We start from the raw sequence: 20,569 nt of genomic DNA, 5'->3' as shown, positions 1-20,569 counted from the left end.
CTTATGTTATTTGACTTCCTCATAAGCTCGTCTAATTGCCACTTTATTCGCCTCAATCACCTTTGGAGGGAGCTTCTTACCAAGCACTTTTGAAAAAGATTCTAAAAAGTAGTCAATCTCAAGCATACCTGAAACCTTCATCAATGCCCCAAGCATAGGTGCATTTGGCACAGACTTGCCAATCGCATCAATGGAGATTTGAATACAATCAAGCGTATAAAGCTCCTTTGTAGCAAGCTCTGGCTTTTTTTCTATAAGCTCTTCTTTACTTAAACGCGTGGTAATAATGTATTTTGTAGAAGGCTTATCATAAAGACAAATATTTGTGATAAACACCAAGCCCGGATCAATTACCAAAATATAATCTGGATTCATAAATTTTTCGTGATTTAAAATTAGCTCAGAATCTATTCTATTATAAGCTGTCATTGACGCACCGCGTTTAGCTGAACCATAAAATGCAAATGCTTGCACTTCCTTGCCTGTCCCTGCAATTACATCGGCTAGACCCTTTGCACCCGTTACAGCACCTTGTCCAGCACGAGAATGCCATCGTATCTCAAGCATTTTCTATCTCCTTCCTTTGTTGGATTTTGTGCGGGGATTCTAGCATAGCAATTCTTAATAAGCGTATCATTTTGAAACATTTTAATTTTAAGCAAAGAAATAAAGTAGAGATTCTACACAATTTTGTAAAGAAAAACTTTACCAAAATATATGAAATCTTTTTGCCCTAAATGCAACTTTTCAAGCCAAGATTTTAAGCTATAATACCACTTTTTGAATCCAAAACTATCCACAAAAGGAACATAATGACCAAACACACAGAATCTAAAAAACGCGTTTTTTCAGGCATTCAGCCTACGGGCAATATCCACCTTGGCAACTACCTAGGAGCAATCAGGCAGTGGGTAAGCTCTCAAGATGAGTATGAAAACATCTTTTGTATTGTTAATTCTCACGCTATCACCACGCGTCAAAACCCTGCTGAACTTAGACAAAAGACCTTTGAACTCGCCGGAATCTTGCTCGCTTGTGGGATTGATACAAGTAAATCAAGCCTTTTTATCCAAAGTCAAATTGATGAGCACCCGGCATTAGCGTGGATTCTAGACTGCCATATTCCTATGGGCGATATGAGTCGTATGACGCAGTTTAAAGATAAATCAAACAAGAATTCAAAAAATATTAATGTCGGTTTGTTTAACTATCCAGCCCTTATGGCAGCAGATATTCTGCTCTATCAAGCTCACAATGTGCCTGTGGGCGAAGATCAAAAACAGCACCTAGAGCTAACGCGTAATGTCGCTATCCGCTTTAACCGCGAGTATGGCGAGTGCTTTAGGATTCCAGAGCCTATAATCCCTAAAATTGGTGCTAGGATTATGGGGCTAGATGACCCACATTCTAAAATGAGTAAATCCGCCAAAGGCGAAAATCACGCGATTTTCCTGCTTGATAGCCCAGATATAATCACACGAAAAATCAAAAAAGCCATTACAGATTCACAAACTGAAATTGTCTTTGATGAAAGTCGCTCAGGGCTTTATAATCTTTTGTGCATTTATGAGATTTTCACGCAAAAAAGTCGCCACAATATAGAATCTGAATTTATAGGCAAGGGCTATGGACATCTTAAATCCGCCATTGCCGAAGTATTAGTAGAATCTTTGCGTCCTATCCAAGAATCTTATACCAAAATCAGCCAAGATAAAGCCTATATCCAAAGTGTGCTTGATAGCAGTGCAGATTCTATCCGCCCCATTGCTAAAGCAACTTATGACAAAGCCAAAGAACTCATCGGGCTGGTGTAGTATGGGAATGTAAAAACTAGAGATTAAGAACAAGATTTGTCTATGTGTTTTGCAAAATATTGCCTTGCATTTACTTGCATTAAAAGCCATCAACAAGCACGCCATAAGGGGATAAAATGTCAAAACTCGCTCAACCCAAAAGAATGCTACTCCACGAATATTTATGGTTTATCCTACTTGACATTATCGCTATAAGGCTTGTGTATTCTAACCACATAGGCACAAGCCTATCTTTCATACTTGCCCTTATGCTTCTTGTGCTGCTCAACACACGCATAACAGCCTTTGTCGTGCGATTTGGATTCTACATCGTGCTAATGAATGTGCTTTTTGTAAGTCTTAGGGATATTTCACCGCTTATTAATCCGCTATGCCTTTTTATCTCAACATAAAGGGGAAAAAATGAATATTTTACATTTTAGCGACAAGGACGCTTTGCAGCTTTCACTTACCGGAGGCAAGGGTGCTAGTCTAGCTAGAGTCTCTCAAGCAGGATTTGCTGTGCCACAGGGCTTTATCATCACAACAAAGGCGTATGGGGAGTTTCTCTCTTATGCTGATAAGATTCCATCTTTTTCAAGTGATAATTTAGCCCTTTTAGAATATCAAGCTCGGCAATATAAAGAGCATTTGCTTACTCTCCCTCTTCCGTCCTCTTGTCTCAAAAGAGCTTGAATCTGCCCTCACTCATTTTAGCCCACAACAAGCCTTTAGCGTTCGCTCATATTCAACACTTGAAGACTTAAATGCCGGAGCACAAGACACATTCTTAAACTGCGTTGGACTAGAGATGTGGATAGAGCGTTTCACATCTCGCTTGATTATTCCTTTAAACTCTTAGGTCTCCCGCCAATGCAGGGTAAGTGGTTTGCTATGTTTGATAATTATATTTATGGCAATCAAAATGCGGTAAGCTTGTATATGGGGCAAAATACACTTCCATTCAATGACTTAGATTCACTCACAAAAGCCCTGCCCTCACTCACAAATAAGCTAGAATCTATAAAAGCCTTACCAAAGCTATGGTATCGCGATTTAGCCACCTATCTCCAAGAGCGAGTAACATCGTGGCTAAAAAATATCAAGCCAAAAAGCAGATTCTCTCTCTTGTGGGGGAAAAGCGTGGAGCTTGAAATGTTTTTGTATGAGTTTTTAGAGCTTGTTGAAACTTATACGATTTTAGATGATGAAGAGCATTATCAAACAACGCGACTTACTCCTATCGTGCGTATTAGAAAATGCCGCTAAAACGCCAAAATGGGAGCTAGATTCTACTTGGGAGAAAGAAAATCTTTCACACATAGAATCTAGCGATATTTTGCAAGGTGTGCCAGCAAGTGCGGGGGTGGTAGAAGGGGAAGTATTTATCGTGCGTGGGAGCGAAGACTTTGGCAAATTTATCCCACAAAGTATTCTTATAGCCCAAAGCACAAATCCCGCTTGGACACCACTTTTTTACAATGCCAAAGCGGTGGTAACCCAAAGTGGAGGCTCACTCTCACACGGAGCAGTTACGGCTAGAGAGATGAAAATCCCCGCTGTTATGGCTGTGCCAAATGTTCTGCAGATTCTCAAAAATGGTGATAGAATCCGTGTCAATGGTAATAATGGTAAGGTAGAGATTCTCACTCGCTAGGGTGTTTCACTCACTAAAAAGCAAAATCTAAAAAGTAGCACAAAGTCATTTTACTTACTTGTGCTATAATCCACGCATCTTGTATAAAAAGAGCAAATATGGAGGAGCAAATATGAGTAGAGTAAGCGTAGATAAGGTTAAGGTAGCAGAATTTTTTAGATTCTGTGATGAAAATGAAGTGGAGTTCATAGACTTTAGATTTAGCGATATTAAGGGTATATGGCACCATGTGAGCTTTTCACGAAGTGCCATTGATGAGAGTAGTTTTGATGGTGTGCCCTTTGATGGTAGCTCAATCCCAGCGTGGCAGAGTGTGGATAAATCGGATATGATTCTTATACCCGATCCGGTGCGATATTTTATCGATCCTTTTACTGCGGATACAACGGTGGTGGTGTTTTGCGATATTTGGGATATTTATAAAAACGAGCCTTATGAAAAATGCCCTAGAAGCATTGTAAAAAGGGCGATGAAATTTTTACAAGAGAGTGGCATTGGCGATGTGGCATATTATGGACCGGAAAATGAATTTTTTGTCTTTGATTCTATCAAAATAAAAGATGCGGTGAATTGCCAATACTATGAGATAGATTCCGAAGAGGGCGAGTGGAATCGCTCAAGAGAATTTGAAGGTGGTGTAAATATGGGACATCGCCCCGGCACAAAGGGTGGATATTTTCCCGTAGCTCCCGTGGATACAATGGTGGATTTGCGTGCAGAGATGGTAAAGGTGCTCAATCAAGTGGGGCTAGAGACCTTTGTCGTTCATCACGAAGTGGCACAAGGGCAAGGGGAGATTGGCGTGAAGTTTGGCGATATACTTGAAGCTGCCGATAATGTCCAAAAGCTTAAATATGTCGTTAAAATGGTTGCACATTTAAATGGTAAAACCGCGACTTTTATGCCAAAACCTTTGTATGGCGATAATGGCAGCGGAATGCACGTGCATATAAGCATTTGGAAAGATGGCAAGAACCTCTTTGCCGGAGATTCTTATCACGGCTTAAGCCAAATGGCGTTGCATTTTCTAGGCGGTGTGCTAAAACACGCAAGAGCATTAGCAGCTTTCACAAATCCTAGCACAAACTCTTATAAACGCCTTATTCCGGGCTTTGAAGCTCCAAGTATTTTAACTTATTCCGCACAAAACCGCTCTGCAAGTATTAGAATCCCTTATAACAGCGGCGAGAAAGCCAAAAGAATGGAGTTTAGATTCCCTGATAGCTCGGCAAATCCTTATCTTGCCTTTGCAAGTTTGCTGCTCGCAGGGATTGATGGGATTAAAAATAAAATTGAACCCGGTGAGCCTATGGAAATCAATCTCTTTGAACTAACATTAGATGAGATTAGAGAAAAGGGGATTAAGCAGCTCCCACACACACTTCGCCACGCTATTGAAGAGATGTTGGCAGATAGAGCATATTTAAAAGAGGGCGGAGTGTTTAGCGAAGAGTTTATCCAAACTTACAAAGCCTATAAGTTTGAGACAGAAATCTGGCCTTGGGAGGCACGCCCACACCCATTTGAATTTTTAACGACTTATAGTTGCTAGAGAATCCTAGCCCCACATTTTCAACAATGCTTTTTGTGCTATAATTTACCACGCAACTTTATGTTGCAAAATTTAAACACAAGGAGTTTTCTATGAGTATAATTAGGAACATACTCAATTTTGTTAAGGATATATATCGCTACATATATTTTCCTTATGCTTTTATTGCGTTTCGTGGTGTGTATGATGGCTTTAAATCTGCCACAAAAGCTATACCAAAACATAGCAAAAAAAGGGGCTTAGGCTACAATGATGTAAAATCTCAAGGTACTCAAGCATTTATCAAGTTCTACTCAAAACCTACACCTATGGTGGATACAGAATATCCCGTATTCTTTTGGCTTGATAGAATTATCTCTTCACAAATCAAAAATGGTATCACACCTAATATATGCGACTTTGGTGGCGGGGAAGGACGGCATTATTTTGCCTATGTAAGCCACACTCATCACAAGCCACTATGGCGTGTATGTGAGCTAGAGCACAATGTTAAGCTTGGCAGAGCCATTACAGCAGAGCTAGGAGCTAAGAATCTACACTTTATATCAAAGCTAGATGAAAAGATTATGTCTCTAACCCCACAAGAGCAAAATTGCAATATTTTTCTTTCATCAGGTGCATTATTCTATCTGGAAAATGTTTATACAACATTAAGAGAATATTTAACGGGGGGGGGGGATAGAACATATACTACTCACACGCCTACCCTTACAAGATAAAACCCCAACCTATGTAACACTTCAAAACGCACTCAATCAGTTTTATACGCCACTTTATATTTTTAATCGTGATGAATTTATCGGATTCTTCAATGAGCTAGGTTATGAATTATATGATGAGTGGAAAGACCCATTTGATGGCTCAAACATACCTTTTCATAGAGATATATCAGCTTTATGCTGAAGCGGACTATATTTTAGACGCAAACAATAATAAGACTGAATTTATTTATTACCCATAGGGCGTTTAGCATTAAGCAAGGCTAGGAGTGCCACGCCCACATCACCAAAAACAGCTAACCACATATTTGCCACACCCACAATCCCTAGCACAATCAAAAAAAGCTTACTCGCAAGGGCAAAGCTGATATTCTGCCAAGTGATTTTGCGTGTGTGTTGGGCGATTTTCAAAGCACTCACTAAGCTCTGCAAGGAATTTTGCTGCAAAATAATATCCGCACTCTCCTTACTTATATCATTCCCACCCTCCCCTGTGTTGATACTTATACCCACATCACTCCGCCTTAGCACGATAGAATCATTAATCCCATCACCCACAAAGGCAGTTTTGCCACTCCAACGCCCCATAAGCTCCACAAGCTTTTCACTCTTCTCTTGTGGTAGCAAATCCCCATACGCGTGAGTAATGCCAAGCTCCTTTGCTACTTTATCCACTTGAGCTTGATTATCCCCACTTAGAATCGCAAAATGCTCCACACCACATTGCTTAAGGGCTTGTAAAGATTCCACACTATCATTTTTAAGCCTATCACCAACACTCAAATACCCAGCATACACGCCATTATACGCTACATACACCATTGTAAGCCCATTATTCTGCGGCTGAAAACTAATGCGTTTATCCCTCATTAGCCTTTCATTCCCCGCTAGAATCTCGCCCCTTTCACACCGCACAAGCACACCTCTCCCGCTTATCTCCTCATAAGATTCTACCTGCCAAGAATGCTTTGGCTTTGGCTGAAGTCTCAAAATACTTTGGGCAATGGGGTGAGTTGAGCCACTTTCCGCACACATAGCAAGAGAGATGAGAAAATCCTTGTCAAACTCCCCACTTGGCACAATCTCCAACACCTCAAAATTTCCCAAAGTCAATGTGCCTGTTTTATCAAAGATAATGTTTTTCACCTGCGATAAAGATTCAAGATGAATTGAGCCTTTAAACAACACGCCAAGCTTACTTGCATAACCAATAGAGGCAAAATACCCCAAAGGCACAGCAATCACTAACGCACACGGACAGCTTATCATCAGCACCACTAACGCACGATATATCCACTCACGCCACAAGCTAGAATCCTGCCAATCCCCAAGCACAAGCGGAGGCACGAGAGCAATAAGCAAAGCTATGCCAAAAATGATGGGCGTGTAGATTCTAGCAAAGCTTGTAATGGCTTTTTGCGTTTTTGCCTTATTGGCACTTGCTTCTTGTGTGAGTTTGGCAATTTTAGCAATATGAGAATCTTCAAACACCTTTTCCACACGCACTTCTAAAACCGCACTTGTATTTATCGCTCCTGCGATGACATTTTGCCCAGATTCTACACTGATTGGCACACTCTCGCCATTAATAGAACGCATATCAAGATAGCTTTTCCCCCGCAAGATAACACCATCAGTTGGAATCTTCTCTCCAACTTTGACAAGTATGCAATCCCCCACTTTTAGCTCACTTGGGTGCAAGTCCTGCAAAATCTCATTGTCTTCACCATCTTTTTTAATCTTTCTATGTGCGATTGTAGGGATTACCTGCAAAAGGGCTTTTATAGAATCTTTAGATTTTTGCACTGCCCTAGATTCTAAAAATTCCCCTAGCCGAAAAAAAAGCATAACCGCCACCGCTTCACTTATCTCACCTAAGCAAAACGCAGCGATTGTCGCAAAAAGCATAAGAAAATTTTCATCAAAAATGACTTTGTTTTTAAGATTACTCAGCGTATTTAAAAAAATAGGCTTACCAGCGATGAGATACAAAAGAGCTAAAACTCCATACACATAGGGGGCATTCTGCTCTCCCAAAGTTGTCAAGTGCAACACCCCCATACACAAGCCAAAAATCCCTATGAGTGTAAGGATAAATACAGATTCTAAAAATATAAAGCCCTTTTGTGTTTGTGGCATTTGCGTGGAAATTACAAATGTAGAATCTTGGGGCGAAGTGAGCCTAGCCTGTGGCTCAATGGTGTGAATTGTAGATGTAGCAAGATTTAAATCACTTGTTGAGAGATAGAGTGTGTTGGTGCTAAAATCAACATTTGCACGGCTAACTTGCGGCAAGGCATTTAGGGAATCTTCTATGCGTGAAGCACAACTTGGGCAATCAAGCCCAGAAATTGAAAGCGTATAATCTTTATATGTGGGGTTTGCTAAAGTGCTATCCTGTGTTAAAGTTTCATTGTCCGCTAAAAATGCTTGAGTTGTATGTTGTCCTGGTATTGTTTGCCTATCCATTTGCAATGCCTTTTTTATATCGTGGTATCAATTTTCAGGCATTATTCCACATATTTGTAAATATACATATAGGGGGTATATGTATTAAGGATTCTAGAATCATTGTTGCCCTATCCAAACACAGCAATCAAGTCAGCTTATTAATAGTCATAAGCCCATTATTGATTTTTTTATTCAATCTACTTTTTATCTTTGTCTGCATTTGATGATAATATCTCCCCTACCAAAAATCGCATTGGGACTTTGTGGCGACCTTCTGTGCTGCTGCATTCAAAGAGTATATACTCTCCAAGTGAAGAAATAACCTTTATATGAGAAATTGTAAGCGTGTTGTTTGCGCTCTGTGTCGGCTGACATAAAGCAATGGATTTTTCAGCTTCGTAACAAACAGCATTATCTTTTCAAAATTAAGACAATCAAATATCTTAAAATACACACACATTGCAGCGACATAAAGAATAAAGACCATTAGCCCAAACATAGTAAAACAAAGATTATCTCCAAAAAGCATAATAAGCCCTCTGTAAATACGCACAATCCCTGCCATACCCACCATAAATCATTTTCTTTGTCCTGCCACTTTTGCAAGTATTTTATAGCAATGCCAAGCAAGGTGGTTTTTCTTTTAATAGCCACTTAAAATAATTTTGTTCTATGTTAAACACACTTTGTCCCTCCATTTGCTGTCTTGTAATCCAATTTAAATCATCGTTAGGGATATTTGAAATATCCACAAAGGCAACCTGTCCATTAAAAATATCAAAATGTATGACAAGGGTTTGCAATTTTTCTTCTATAAAATTTCTTTTTGCTTCACGCACTTTATGTTCTTTAATGTCGTTAATCCCTTGAAATCCACTTTGCATTTCTATTCTTATATTTTGTATTTGCAAATCGGCTTTAGGCGTTCTTCTAAATGTTTCTAATGAAGAAAAATCATCTTCACCAATATGTAAAATCTGTGATATATCAGTATCAAAAATATCACACATCGCTTCTTTAAAATATTCGCAAATTAAAAATCCACGCAAATAGCTAAAATATACTTCCTCTTTGCGTCTGCCTTGATTATTTAATTTTTCTAAAATATCATTGCTTTTCATTAAATTAAAAGTATTAAAAAGATTATTTTGCAAAAAAGATTCTATATCGCAAGGCTTGTAGTAAATTTCATTTATGCGTTTAAAAATCTCACAAAGTCTGTTGTTTAAAGAATCTATATAAGCAAAATCAATACAAGGCTTTATATCCTTTGCACTTAAAAATTCTTTAAAATGTTGCTGGGAGCTGAATCCTAAACTATGGCGGTATTGTTTAAAGTCATTTGCGTTAAACATTTAAAATCCTTTAAAATAATCTCTTATCGCTTTAGCTAATGCTATACTTACAAGCGGTGGCACGGCATTTCCTATTTGGAGTTTCTTATCACTTGAATTGCCGCAAAATATATAATCATCTGGGAAACTTTGCAGCCTTGCTCCCTCTCTAATGCTTAAAGCTCTAGAATCTCGCGGGTGGATACATCTTGAGCTACTTGGAGTGGCAAAGTTTCTTGTGATTGTAGGGGCTGGTTTTTTCCACCACATTTTTGCATAGGTATTTGTATAGCCTGATTTTGGTCGCACACTTAAAGGTAAATCATCTTTACACTGCCCATCTTGTAACAACTGCATAATTTGTATGAGATTTGCGTTATTTTTAGGGCTTTCGTGTTCGCTTAAGATTTTACTTTTTCTCACAAAGCGTAAAAAATCATTACACGCTTCATATCTGTATCCTAAATGATTCCCATTCTCTCCGCTTTTAATAGGTGGTAAGTCATCAATGGCTTGTTCTAACGAAACAAAATCTTTATGTGTGGCTTGCGGGAATGTAAAATCTTTATCAAACTCCCGCCTTATCCCAACTACAATAACCCTTTGTCTTATTTGAGGCACACCAAAATCTGCTGCATTGAGTATTTTGTAATAAATTTTATAACCCAACTTTTCAAAATTTTCACAGATATAAGAAAAAAGCTCTCCCTTTTGCATAGATAAAAGTCCCACTACATTTTCAAAAATAAAGGCTTTTGGTGTGAGAGATTCTAACACTCGCAAATATTCTTTAAATAAATTCGCCCTTTTATCCATTTGCCTTTTTCCAAGTGTGGAATAGCTTTGACAAGGGGGACCACCAAGCAAAATATCTATGTTGTTAAACTCTTTTAATTCAGCATTATTAAGCTTACTTATATCTTTGCAAATTGTTTTAGTATAAGGGTGATTTGCTTGATAGCTCAGGGTCGCATTTTTATCAATATCACAAGCTAAAACAAGCTCAAAATACTCATCTTTTGTAAAGCCATAGCTAAGCCCACCAGCCCCACAAAAAATATCACACACTTTCATACTATTGCTACCCACCCTTACAACTCCGTCTTTAGCACCGCGCCATTTGCGGCGTTGCTTACAAGCAGCGAATAGCGTTTGAGCCATTTGCTTGTTATCTCTTTTTTGAATGGCTTCCATTTAGCTTTGCGTGCTTCTAGAATCTTAGAATCCACTTTCAATTCCAAGCTTCCACGGCTTACAGAAATCTCTATTTCATCGCCATCTTCAATAAGTGCGATAAGCCCCCCTTCAGCAGCTTCAGGGCTTATATGCCCGATACAAGCCCCCCTTGTCGCCCCGCTAAATCGCCCATCGGTAATGAGTGCTACACTTTCCCCTAAGCCCATTCCCATAATAAGACTAGTAGGGCTTAGCATTTCTTGCATTCCCGGTCCCCCCTTTGGACCCTCATAGCGGATAACCACCACGCTTCCAGCTTTTACCTTGCCCCCTGCAATACCTTTAATCGCTTCATCTTGGGAGTTAAAGCAAATCGCCTTGCCGCTAAATTCTTTCATAGATTCTGCTACTGCCGCGACTTTTAGCACTGCACCTTGTTCGCAAAGGTTACCAAAAAGGATTTTTAGTCCGCCCACTTGTGAGTAGGCGTTGTCATTATGGCGGATAATTTCGGAGTCTATGATGTTTGCATTTGCTATGCGTTGCCCTAGAGTTTCGCCTGTAATTGTGAGAGCGTCTAAATGTAAAATAGAATTTACAAAGCTAGAATCTTTATTTTCTTTTTCACAAGGGGGAGGGGCTTGAATTTGCAAGTGTGGATTATTGCTCCGCAAAAATGCGAAGTCGCTCCCTCCCCCTTGTGTATCCCCCACCCCTACAACGCTTTTAAGGTTGTGCTTCGCACTTTCATTGATTGTATTTGTGGCAAAGTCGTGCTTTGCCACTTTGGCGGTTGTGGAATCTGCTTGAGATTCTAGGCTTATAGAATCCACAATTCTAGTATTTGCGGTGGTGCTTGTGCTGTTTTTCACAAATTTTGAGGGGGAGCTAGACACAAGGTCTGCGGTTCTCTCAAAATTTGTGAAATCGGTGCAATGATTACCCAAAGATGAATTGCCACGCTTAGAGACTTCGTGCATCACTGCTGACACTCCCCCTGCTTTGTTAATATCCTCCATATGCACACTACTTAATGCTGGGGCGATTTTGGCAATATGGGCGACATTTGCAGCGATATTATTGATAGATTCTAGGTTAAAATCCACTTCCGCTTCTTTGGCGATGGCTAACATATGCAAAATCGTATTTGTGCTTCCCCCCATTGCCATATCCACGACAAAGGCGTTATGCACGGCTTTTGCATTTAAAATATTGCGGAATCTAAACTTTTCACTTAAACTAGAATCAAGCGCAATCTCTACAATGCGTCTAGCCCCCTGCCTTAGTAGCTCTTCCCTTTCAGGTGTAAGAGCTGGGATCGTGCCATTGCCAGGCAACGCCACGCCCATAGCTTCACAGAGTGTATTCATAGAGTTTGCCGTAAACATTCCGCTACAGCTCCCCCCGCTAGGACAGGCTTGGCACTCTATCTCGTGCAATCTTTTCTCATCAATCTTACCGCTCTCAAAAGCCCCTACTGCTTCAAATGCGGAGTTTAAATCTAGTATTGTGCCATCTTTCAGTTGCCCCGCTTTCATAGGACCGCCACTCACAAATATTGTCGGCACATTCACACGCAACGCCCCCATAAGCATTCCGGGCACAATCTTATCGCAGTTTGGCAGACAAATCATCGCATCTAAGGCGTGGGCGTTCATCACAGATTCTATACAATCAGCGATTAGTTCGCGGCTTGGCAGAGAGTAGAGCATACCGCTATGCCCCATTGCGATGCCATCATCTACACCAATGGTGTTAAATTCAAAAGGCACACCACCTGCCTTTCGTATCTCATCTTTGACAATTTCAGCATATTTGTTTAAGAAAAAATGCCCCGGAATAATGTCAATATAGCTATTTGCCACGCCAATAAAGGGTTTGCTAAAATCCTCATCTTTTAACCCTGTAGCTCTTAGCAAACTTCTGTGTGGGGCTCTTTGATGTCCTTTTTTTACAATATCACTTCGCATAGAATCTCCTTATTTTGTAGTAAATAATTATACTTTAAGATTCTTAGAATCTAGAATATTGTCATTTTGAGTGGTAGCGAAAATCTGTTGTGTTTGTCATATTGAAGGGCTTTAGCCCTGAAATATCTCTTTTGGATTCTGTGTTGTTAGATACTAGCTCACGCTCAGTATGACAAGGGGTTAGCTTGGCTTTTGTAGATACTTCGCCCTTAAAGGCTCAGTATGACAAGCTAGAATCTATAAAGTGGATTCTATATAGCGTTCAAGCTCTAGCTCTAGGGCTTTTGTTTTCTCTTGTGTGGTGGCAATGCTAGATTCTATCTTTTGTATATGAGTTACTATTTTTTCTTGCACGGCTAGGGGTGGTAGGGTGATTTTTAGATTTTGTAAAAACTCCTTTGGCACTCTTTGTTGCCCAGCACTTCCTTTAAATGTTTCACTTGCATTTTGCAAGATTAAATCAAGTCGCAAAAATTGCAAAATAAAATGGATATTTATTTGCTTACTATCTTTTGAGCGTAAAACAAAAAACTCCGTAGAACCAAAACCAAAACCATTTTTTAGCCCATTTACAACAAGGGATTTTTTATTTTGCATACAAGGTGTGATTTTCGCCCATAGCAAGTCATTATCTGTAAATTTTGTAAAGCTTTGTGCTTCTTTTGCTTTTCTTTGTAGTTTTTCAAATGTTTTCCCATCTGTTTTGACTGCTTCCATAGGTAAAAAGCTCACTTCTTTATCAAGTTTTGTTAATTCTTTGAAGTCAATTTTGGGGTTAATCTCACAAATCTCGCCGAGTGTTTTGACTTCCCAGCCTTGTGGTGGTGGGGTAGGGATAGAATCTAAGAGAGCTTTTAGGTCGTTATTGTCATATTGAGCGGTAGCGAAATATCTTTTTTGGGACTCTTGGGATTCTTTGGCTAAAGCCTGATAAGTGGTAGATTTTGTATTACTTGATTTTTTGTTGTGTATTTCATTAGATTTTGTGTTTGTAGATACTTCGCAAAGCTTAGTATGACAAGGGATGGTTAAGGATTCTTTATTTTTAGATTCTTCGGCTATCGCCGAAGAATGACAAGTGGGAAAGTCAGTATGACAATGTGGGGGCAAGGTATGACAAGTGGAAGTGGAATCAGTATGGCAAGTGAAACTAGTATTATAGTCGGTGTGTTTAGTGTAGCAAAGGTTTATAGCAAAGCTTTGATTATGCCTTGTGTCCCATCGCTCTAAATCTTTAAAACGCACGATAAAGACCTTTTGTCTTTTTGCTTCTTGCTTTTTTCCAGTCCAAGTGCTATGTATATATATGCCTCTATTTCATCTTTTAGTCGTTTTTCTTCAACTTGTAAGGCTTTAATCTGCGCTTTTAAAGATTGTATTTGTGCGACTATTTGTTTTTGGACTTCAAGGGGCGGCAGGGGGATTTGCAATGTTTTTATAAAGTTAAAATTAGATTCTGTTTTTATGCCTCTTATCTTTTTTGCACTAATATATTCCTGATAACTATTTTGCCTTAAAACCAACACTAAAAATTCTAAGTCTATATTATCGGTATTAACAATATAGGGCTGATAATGTGTAGAAGCAAATACCTTGTTTTCTCTGCATATAGCGATTGCCCCTTGATGAAAATTTATATTTGAAACAAGTAAATCATTTTTATAAACCGCATACATATCCATTTTAGTTTTTGGTTCTTTTCTTAACTCAATGCTTGGATTTGAAAAGGGGATTTTAGAAACAATTGGCGTTATTCTATCGTATTCGTTTGGTTTAATACGCTCTTTTCTTGGGTTTAGAATCTCACTTAAATACACAAGCTTAAATTTGCTTTCTAGGCGATGATTTCCTGTAAAATACTCGGTATCCCATCGCACCAAATCCCTAAACCACACAATCTGCACTTTACTCATCGCTTCCTCCAATTTTTTTGTGCGTATCGCCCCAAGCTAGATTCTGCTCGCTTAAAAACTCCCTAAAATAGCTTAGAATCCCCTTTTGCTTTAGGGACTTTTCAAGCACTTTGCCATTCTCATCTTTATGCACTTCATAGCTATCTATTAGCTCGTTTTTGGCATTTTCGCCCATCTCCCCTGTGCTAGTGATACCCACAAACTCCGGCTCTGCCATAAATATAGGGTAGTCAAAGTCTATTTTGGTGCGTTTGAATGCTTGCTTTTTAATATTAGATTCTAGCTCTTTTAGCTCTTTTTTGGCTCTAGCTTTATCTTTGGCGGTGTATTTGGCACTCTTCTCGCCTTTTGGCTTGCGATAGTTGATAATGGATTCTAGTTTGTCTTGTGTCTCTTTGTGCTTTTGCTTTAGCTCTTTTGTGTGTTTTTCTACGATAGAGTTAAACTCATTTTGCTCATTTTGGCTAAATTTTTGTAGGAATAAAATAGAGCTTTTCACACTCGCCTTACTGCTTATAAAAGTCTCTTGCGGAAGTGAAATCACAGCGCGTAAAAATGCCCTGCCTTCTACAAACTCTCGCACATATTCTGCATTTGGCGTATTAAACATACCTTCTGGCAAAACGATTCCCATTCTACCACCGGGCTTTAGCAAATCTAGGCAGCGGTTTATAAATAAATGCTGCCTTTTTCTGTGCGTAAAGCCCAAAAAAGTGATGGTGCATCATATAATCTATGGCAATATTTGAGATCCCCATACCAAAGCTTAATGCCATAATTGTAACCTTTGAATACACACATAGCACAAGCAAAATAGCAATCATATTGGCAAGAATGAGTGTGCAAATAGTATGAAAGGTCAAAAGTGGTATGCGGAGAATCACAAAATATAGCACAATAAACACAAGTGAAGCAAAGCCTAAAAGTAAATTTACTTCTTGTAGAATTAAGCCCAAATTCTCCACACGCATAAAATCAGGGGAAAAATATCGCATATCAGGATAGCTAGATTCTAGCTCCTTGAAGCTTTTAAGCGTATCTTGCAGCTGTGTATCTTCAAGGCTATGTAGTTCTATGAGTGCATAAAATCCATAATCTTTAGCGACAAGGGGCGAGTGCGAATCTTGCAAAGGTGGCAATGTCTGCAAAATGGGCATAAGAATTTGAGCAAAAGTCTGCAAATCTATTTCTAGGCTAGAATCTGGAGCAAGGAAATATGAGGTACTATGTGTCAAAAAATCATAAAGTTGCTGTTGCTGTGATGGGTGGTATGGCAGGATTGAGGCTACATTGCTAAGTTGCTTAACATGCTCAAGGAGCGTGTCAAATCGCTTTTTTGAAGATTCATCAAATCCGCGTAAAGCTAAGGGAACATATTTTGAATTTGTAAAATGCCTGTGGGCTTCAATCAAGGCTCTATTGTCATTATCTGGGAACAAATCAAGCACTCCTTGGCTTATCCTAGAAGAATCTACAATCCACAAAAAAAACACCACAAATGCAGGTAAAAAATAAAAGATGTAGCGAGATAAATTTATTCATTGCTAAACCTAGAATCTAAGGGAATAAAAGCAGGTATTATAAGCCTAATGGGATAAGAGAAAGCTAAATTTATAGAGGCTATGGAGTATGTCGCAAAAAAGCGACATAAGATTAGATTTTAAAAGGATTCTCAACAACCTTTTTTCTATCTACAATGTATGGGATAAGTGCCATATGTCTTGCGCGTTTGATAGCTACTTCTACACGCTCTTGCCATTTTTTTGTATTACCTGTAAGGCGTCTTGGCATAATTTTGTATCGTTCTGAAAGTGAGTGTTTGAGCATCTCCACATCTTTGTAATCAATGAACTCAAGCTTGGCTTCAGTATATCGGCAGTATCGTTTTGAGTATTTTTTCTTTTCCATTTGGGTCTCCTTGCTAAAAATTACGCTTAAAATGGGAGGTCTTCATCATCAATATTGATTTCAGGGATATTTTGAGAGTAGCCTCCCGCTGCCTCTCTCCCACCGCCATAAGTTTGTGGTTGAGTATAGTTTTGTGAGTTATTGTATCCTGCATTTGGATTCTCATATCCACTATTTTGAGTGTAGGCATTGTTGTAGCCACCATTCTCACTATAAGCACCATTTTCACCTGAAGATTTAGAATCTAGCATTTGCATACTTTCAGCCGTGATGGTATGTTTGCTTTTTTTGGCTCCGCTTTGGTCGGTCCAAGATTCAAAGCTCAATCGCCCTTCAACGAGAATCTTGCTCCCTTTTCTTAGGTATTGATTGGCTATCTCTGCAGTGCGTCCAAAAAGCCTGACATCAACAAAGCACACTTCTTCACCCGGTGAGCCATCTTGCTTTTTAAATCTTCTATTACTTGCTAATCCAATAGTTGCTAGAGCACTTCCGCTAGGCAAGTATCGTAGTTCCACATCTCGCGTGAGATTTCCCATCATAATTACCTTGTTATACATCTAGCATCCTTTTGTTATCAGGCTTTTGGAGTTTCCTCATTATCTGCCTTTGCGGCTTCCTCTTTTGCTTGGGCTTTTTTAGGCTTTGTCGCTTTTGCTTCAGGTTTGTTATTTGCCTTATTGACAAGTGATTGCCACGCATTTTGCTCTTTTTTGCTTTCATATTTAATCACAATAAATCGCAAAACCTCTTCATTAATGCGATAATTTCGCTCAAGCTCTAAAATCAAGCTCGGCTGTGCTTTGAAGTAGATAACAAAATAGTATCCGCGTTTATTTTTCTTGATTTCATAAGCAAGATTTCGCATACCCATATCAAGACAGGTTTCAATCTCGCCACTATTTTTTGTAATAACCTCTTTAAAGAACTCAATTCTTGTTTTAATCTCTTCTTCAACAAGCGTTGGCTTGAGGATAAACATCGTCTCGTAGAATTTCATTTTTTCTCTCCTTTTGGTGTAACCGCCCTTTTGTAGCACAAAAGAGCAAGGTATAGGGGTCGGATTCTAGCGTATCATTTCTTGAATTTTGATTAAAGCACTCATAGATTGCTTAGATTTACCCTTGCTGACTTCATATCGCCAGAGTGAAAGTAGCTCAAAAATTTGAATATATTCTGCTTCTTTGAAGCGTATGCAATACCGCGATAAACGCTCAATGATATGGGTTGGGGGATTGTAGCCTAGAATCTCTTTGGCATTGATTGAGCCGTAGCTCTTTGCATAAGCAAAAAACAAAAAGAGTTGGTAGAAAAATCGCTGAATCTCCCCAATCATCATAATCTCATTTATCCCCTCTTCATAAATATTTTGAAGTATGTGGATAAAGGGCTTTTTGTCCATAACCGCACAGCACAACTCTTCTGTGCTGAAGCTTCCTACACCATCACACAGCAGATTAACATCACTTATATCAATGCTTTTTCCCACATAAATGGTGAATTTCTCTAGCTCATTTAATGCCAATGTAATGTCATTATTTTGCATACTTAGAATCTGATTTAAGATTCTATATTCTATTTTTAGTCCAAGCTCCTTACTTCTCTCTTGCAAAAAGCCCATACGCTCTTTCATATTTGGCTCAAAAAATCGCACTTCAACAATGCTATCTTTTGGCATTTTGGGTTGATGAAAATACCCCACAATACTCTTGCAATCACGCATATAATCGCCACTAGATTTATTTTGTGCCTGATGGTATTCTACAATCAACGCATTGTGAGTATTTGCACATAGTGAGTGTAAGAATAGCTCAATGTCGGCTTTGGGTAGCTTGTGATTGAGCTTTAGCACTACAAGGGAGCTTGTGCCAAAAAGTGAGCCTTGTGAAAGGAGTGTGTTAATATTGACACTATTATATTCATCAAAGTAAAAGGTATTTTTCTCTTCACTTTGCAGAGCATTGGCAATCTTTCTACTATAATAGCCTACCATAAAGCTATCCCCATATAAAAAACTCGCACGGGGCGGATTCTGTCTTAATAGCATATCAAGCTGAGCTTTATTCATTTTTTTCCTTTGTGCGATTTTTTAGTGCATTTATGTGATATAAAGTCTTGCGTTTGTGAATCTAGCACCTTTGCATAAATACTCATAGAGAGTAAATCCACTTCTTCTACCTCCACTTCAGCTATACTAAAGCGAGGCAGAAATCTATCAAGCGTGATTTTTGCCTGTGGAATGACATCAAGTGCTATGCCCTCTTCTTCACTGCTATTGACAAGAATCTTACATATCAAAGGTTGTTTATCTAAAAGTTTTTTAGCATATCGTAGCATTTTGAGATGATAAAAATATAGCTCAATTTGGCTTATTTGCTTTTCTTTGAGATTAAGCTCTTGTGCGATGGCGTTGCAAGATTCAAGTAAAAAGGGTAAATGCTTATCTTTATGCAAAATTGCTTTTAAGATTCTATGAACAAAAAGGTCGCTATATCGGCGGATAGGCGAAGTAAAATGTGTGTAAGATTCAAAGCCTAAGCCAAAATGAGCCAAAGGCTTTGAGCTATAAGTAGCCTTGCTTAGAGATTTGATAATTTGAGCATCTACAATTTCTCTTTGATTTTCATTGTGAGATATTTTGGCTTTATCTTGTTTCTCTGCTTGGGCTTGAATCTGCGTGATGAGCGTATGTATATCTTGTGTTTTTGGCACTTCATAACCCATAGATTCTAGCTTCCACATTAGCTCATCTATCCGCTCTAGTTTTGGCGGAGGGTGGATTCTAAAAATACCTGAATCTAGCATTTTGGCACTCTCCACATTCGCCAAAAGCATAGATTCTTCAATAATGCTATGAGCTAGGGTTTGGCTACTTCTATGCCACGAGACAATTTCCGCAGATTCATTAAGCTCTAGCTTTATTTCATTGCTTGTAAAATCAAAGCCCAAGTTTAAGCGATTTTTTCTACATTTTTTCACAAATGGCACATAAGCCTTGAGCCATTGCGTGATAGAATCTGGCAGCGATGTGGGCTTATTGTATAAAAAAGATTCTATGTCTTCATAGCTTACATTAGCGTGTGAGCGGATAAGGGCTTCAAAAAGTCTGCTCTTTTTGACTTCCGCTTTTGTGCTTAAGCTTATCTCCCACACCATTGCCAAACGCAGAGCATTTTGCTTTAAAGAGCAGATTCCACTGCTTAGGGCAAAAGGTAGCATTGGCAAAACCTTATGTGGAAAATACAAGCTAAAGCCCCTTTTTTTAGCCTCCTTATCAAGCTCACTTTGAAAGCTCACATACTCGCTTACATCGGCTATTGCCACATAGAGTGTGCGTGAGTTTGCATCAAAATAAATCGCATCATCGTGATCTTTTGCATCAATGGGGTCTATCACACAAAAGGGCAGATGGCTTAAATCTACACGATTGGGATACATATCCTTATGCACTTCATTGCCAAAAGATAGGGCAAATTCATTAGAGCTATGGCTAAAATCATAGAGGCGATTATAGGTGCTTAGGGCGATTTTTTCATCAATGCTTGCATCTTCTAGCACACCAAAAACCTCTACAATATTGCCACTTGCCACTTCCACCTTGACTACACAATGCTTAGGCAGGGCTTTGAGTGATTTTTGTGAGAGTTTTAACTCAAGGTAACGCCCCTTTTTTCCTCTAGATTCTAGCTCTAGGGCTAGAATCTGTCCCTTTTTCATTACAAGCACAGCAATAGCATAGGGCTTTGTAGCGTATAGGAGTGTGATAAGATTTGCTTTTTGTTTTATTTTGCCCTTTTGCCCTTTGTTTTTTGATTTACCCCTTTTGGCAAGGATAATATCACCCTTTTTGAGTTTATAAAATTTGCCTTTTTCAAGTATAAAATCCGTGCAATCCGTGTCTTTGAAACTTTTTAAAAAAACCTTGCCACTTTGTGAAATATCCACACTGCCTATGATAAAATCACTCTTAAGCTTGTGGATATGCCCTTGTGTTTTAAGGACATTGTATTCTTGTAATTTGACAAAAGCATTGTGAAATGACTTTGGAATCTGCTTTGTGCCATTGGCGATAAGTGCGTAAAAATAAACCATTACC

General features: G+C 38.9%; 23 protein-coding genes. 7 read left to right on the top strand and 16 right to left on the bottom strand.

Annotation, left to right across the window (positions count from 1 at the left end):
• Positions 1-6 precede the first annotated feature (6 nt).
• Positions 7-567 (bottom strand): pyruvate flavodoxin oxidoreductase subunit gamma, encoded by a 561-nt coding sequence (locus tag EBF12_RS05140; protein WP_121726708.1) that lies wholly within the window; start codon positions 565-567, stop codon positions 7-9.
• A 245-nt stretch (positions 568-812) separates the two neighbouring features.
• Here EBF12_RS05140 and trpS point away from each other — a divergent pair, with 245 nt between their 5' ends.
• The 3 genes from trpS (at position 813) to EBF12_RS11755 (ending at position 2,489) form a co-directional block, all read left to right on the top strand.
• Complete coding sequence (gene trpS, locus EBF12_RS05135) at positions 813-1,814, top strand: tryptophan--tRNA ligase (RefSeq protein WP_121726707.1); 1,002 nt, start codon at positions 813-815, stop codon at positions 1,812-1,814.
• A 116-nt stretch (positions 1,815-1,930) separates the two neighbouring features.
• Positions 1,931-2,206: a hypothetical protein gene (locus EBF12_RS05130; protein WP_244196377.1), complete on the top strand. Its 276-nt coding sequence runs from the start codon at positions 1,931-1,933 to the stop codon at positions 2,204-2,206.
• A 10-nt stretch (positions 2,207-2,216) separates the two neighbouring features.
• Complete coding sequence (locus EBF12_RS11755; RefSeq protein ID WP_244196376.1) at positions 2,217-2,489, top strand: PEP/pyruvate-binding domain-containing protein; 273 nt, start codon at positions 2,217-2,219, stop codon at positions 2,487-2,489.
• 12 nt (positions 2,490-2,501) lie between these two features.
• On the opposite strand, the gene EBF12_RS12175 is transcribed toward EBF12_RS11755, so the two are convergent.
• Positions 2,502-2,624, bottom strand: a complete 123-nt coding sequence (locus EBF12_RS12175; RefSeq protein ID WP_279629418.1) for a hypothetical protein — start codon at positions 2,622-2,624, stop codon at positions 2,502-2,504.
• A gap of 63 nt (positions 2,625-2,687) precedes the next feature.
• Here EBF12_RS12175 and EBF12_RS11750 point away from each other — a divergent pair, with 63 nt between their 5' ends.
• The 4 genes from EBF12_RS11750 (at position 2,688) to EBF12_RS05115 (ending at position 5,721) form a co-directional block, all read left to right on the top strand.
• Positions 2,688-3,062: a hypothetical protein gene (locus EBF12_RS11750; RefSeq protein ID WP_244196375.1), complete on the top strand. Its 375-nt coding sequence runs from the start codon at positions 2,688-2,690 to the stop codon at positions 3,060-3,062.
• Positions 2,998-3,450: a PEP-utilizing enzyme gene (locus EBF12_RS11745; protein WP_244196374.1), complete on the top strand. Its 453-nt coding sequence runs from the start codon at positions 2,998-3,000 to the stop codon at positions 3,448-3,450. The genes EBF12_RS11750 and EBF12_RS11745 overlap by 65 nt, the downstream gene beginning before the upstream one ends.
• 112 nt (positions 3,451-3,562) lie before the next feature.
• The gene (glnA, locus tag EBF12_RS05120; protein WP_121726706.1) at positions 3,563-5,002 is read left to right on the top strand and encodes a type I glutamate--ammonia ligase; all 1,440 of its coding nucleotides are present in this window, start codon (positions 3,563-3,565) and stop codon (positions 5,000-5,002) included.
• A 92-nt stretch (positions 5,003-5,094) separates the two neighbouring features.
• Positions 5,095-5,721 carry a class I SAM-dependent methyltransferase gene (locus EBF12_RS05115; protein ID WP_014666388.1) on the top strand — a complete coding sequence of 209 codons (627 nt, stop codon included), beginning with the start codon at positions 5,095-5,097 and terminating at the stop codon, positions 5,719-5,721.
• A 225-nt stretch (positions 5,722-5,946) separates the two neighbouring features.
• On the opposite strand, the gene EBF12_RS05105 is transcribed toward EBF12_RS05115, so the two are convergent.
• From EBF12_RS05105 to EBF12_RS05040, 14 genes are all read right to left on the bottom strand, one after another.
• Entirely contained in the window at positions 5,947-8,190 is a 2,244-nt protein-coding gene (locus EBF12_RS05105) for a heavy metal translocating P-type ATPase (RefSeq protein WP_121726705.1), read from the bottom strand.
• 307 nt (positions 8,191-8,497) lie between these two features.
• Positions 8,498-8,746: a hypothetical protein gene (locus tag EBF12_RS11740; protein WP_244196373.1), complete on the bottom strand. Its 249-nt coding sequence runs from the start codon at positions 8,744-8,746 to the stop codon at positions 8,498-8,500.
• 37 nt (positions 8,747-8,783) lie between these two features.
• The gene (locus tag EBF12_RS05095) at positions 8,784-9,527 is read right to left on the bottom strand and encodes a restriction endonuclease (protein WP_121726704.1); all 744 of its coding nucleotides are present in this window, start codon (positions 9,525-9,527) and stop codon (positions 8,784-8,786) included.
• Positions 9,528-10,580 (bottom strand): DNA cytosine methyltransferase, encoded by a 1,053-nt coding sequence (locus tag EBF12_RS05090; RefSeq protein WP_121726703.1) that lies wholly within the window; start codon positions 10,578-10,580, stop codon positions 9,528-9,530.
• 17 nt (positions 10,581-10,597) lie between these two features.
• The gene (gene ilvD, locus EBF12_RS05085; protein WP_121726702.1) at positions 10,598-12,652 is read right to left on the bottom strand and encodes a dihydroxy-acid dehydratase; all 2,055 of its coding nucleotides are present in this window, start codon (positions 12,650-12,652) and stop codon (positions 10,598-10,600) included.
• A 237-nt stretch (positions 12,653-12,889) separates the two neighbouring features.
• A complete protein-coding gene (locus EBF12_RS05080) occupies positions 12,890-13,897 on the bottom strand; it encodes a restriction endonuclease subunit S (protein ID WP_157979054.1) in 1,008 nt (335 codons plus the stop codon).
• The gene (locus EBF12_RS05075) at positions 13,879-14,565 is read right to left on the bottom strand and encodes a restriction endonuclease subunit S (protein WP_121726700.1); all 687 of its coding nucleotides are present in this window, start codon (positions 14,563-14,565) and stop codon (positions 13,879-13,881) included. The genes EBF12_RS05080 and EBF12_RS05075 overlap by 19 nt, the downstream gene beginning before the upstream one ends.
• A complete protein-coding gene (locus EBF12_RS05070) occupies positions 14,558-15,199 on the bottom strand; it encodes an N-6 DNA methylase (protein ID WP_244196372.1) in 642 nt (213 codons plus the stop codon). Before EBF12_RS05070 ends, EBF12_RS05075 begins: the two co-directional genes overlap by 8 nt.
• Position 15,200: 1 nt before the next feature.
• Complete coding sequence (locus EBF12_RS05065) at positions 15,201-16,013, bottom strand: hypothetical protein (protein WP_208630947.1); 813 nt, start codon at positions 16,011-16,013, stop codon at positions 15,201-15,203.
• A gap of 205 nt (positions 16,014-16,218) precedes the next feature.
• Positions 16,219-16,473, bottom strand: a complete 255-nt coding sequence (gene rpsR / locus EBF12_RS05060) for a 30S ribosomal protein S18 (RefSeq protein ID WP_121726699.1) — start codon at positions 16,471-16,473, stop codon at positions 16,219-16,221.
• A gap of 26 nt (positions 16,474-16,499) precedes the next feature.
• Positions 16,500-17,033 carry a single-stranded DNA-binding protein gene (locus EBF12_RS05055; protein ID WP_121726698.1) on the bottom strand — a complete coding sequence of 178 codons (534 nt, stop codon included), beginning with the start codon at positions 17,031-17,033 and terminating at the stop codon, positions 16,500-16,502.
• 17 nt (positions 17,034-17,050) lie between these two features.
• The gene (gene rpsF / locus EBF12_RS05050; RefSeq protein ID WP_121726697.1) at positions 17,051-17,473 is read right to left on the bottom strand and encodes a 30S ribosomal protein S6; all 423 of its coding nucleotides are present in this window, start codon (positions 17,471-17,473) and stop codon (positions 17,051-17,053) included.
• Positions 17,474-17,539: 66 nt separating this feature from the next.
• Positions 17,540-18,541, bottom strand: coding sequence for a DNA polymerase III subunit delta (holA, locus tag EBF12_RS05045; protein WP_121726696.1), 1,002 nt, complete (start codon positions 18,539-18,541; stop codon positions 17,540-17,542).
• Positions 18,538-20,565, bottom strand: coding sequence for an RNB domain-containing ribonuclease (locus EBF12_RS05040; RefSeq protein ID WP_121726695.1), 2,028 nt, complete (start codon positions 20,563-20,565; stop codon positions 18,538-18,540). The genes holA and EBF12_RS05040 overlap by 4 nt, the downstream gene beginning before the upstream one ends.
• Between the last annotated feature and the right edge of the window lie 4 nt (positions 20,566-20,569).

It is taken from the genome of Helicobacter labetoulli, assembly GCF_003670275.1.
Taxonomy (GTDB): domain Bacteria; phylum Campylobacterota; class Campylobacteria; order Campylobacterales; family Helicobacteraceae; genus Helicobacter_C; species Helicobacter_C labetoulli.
The sequence above is the reverse complement of the archived record's forward strand: the minus strand, read 5'-3'. Positions and strand labels throughout refer to the sequence as shown.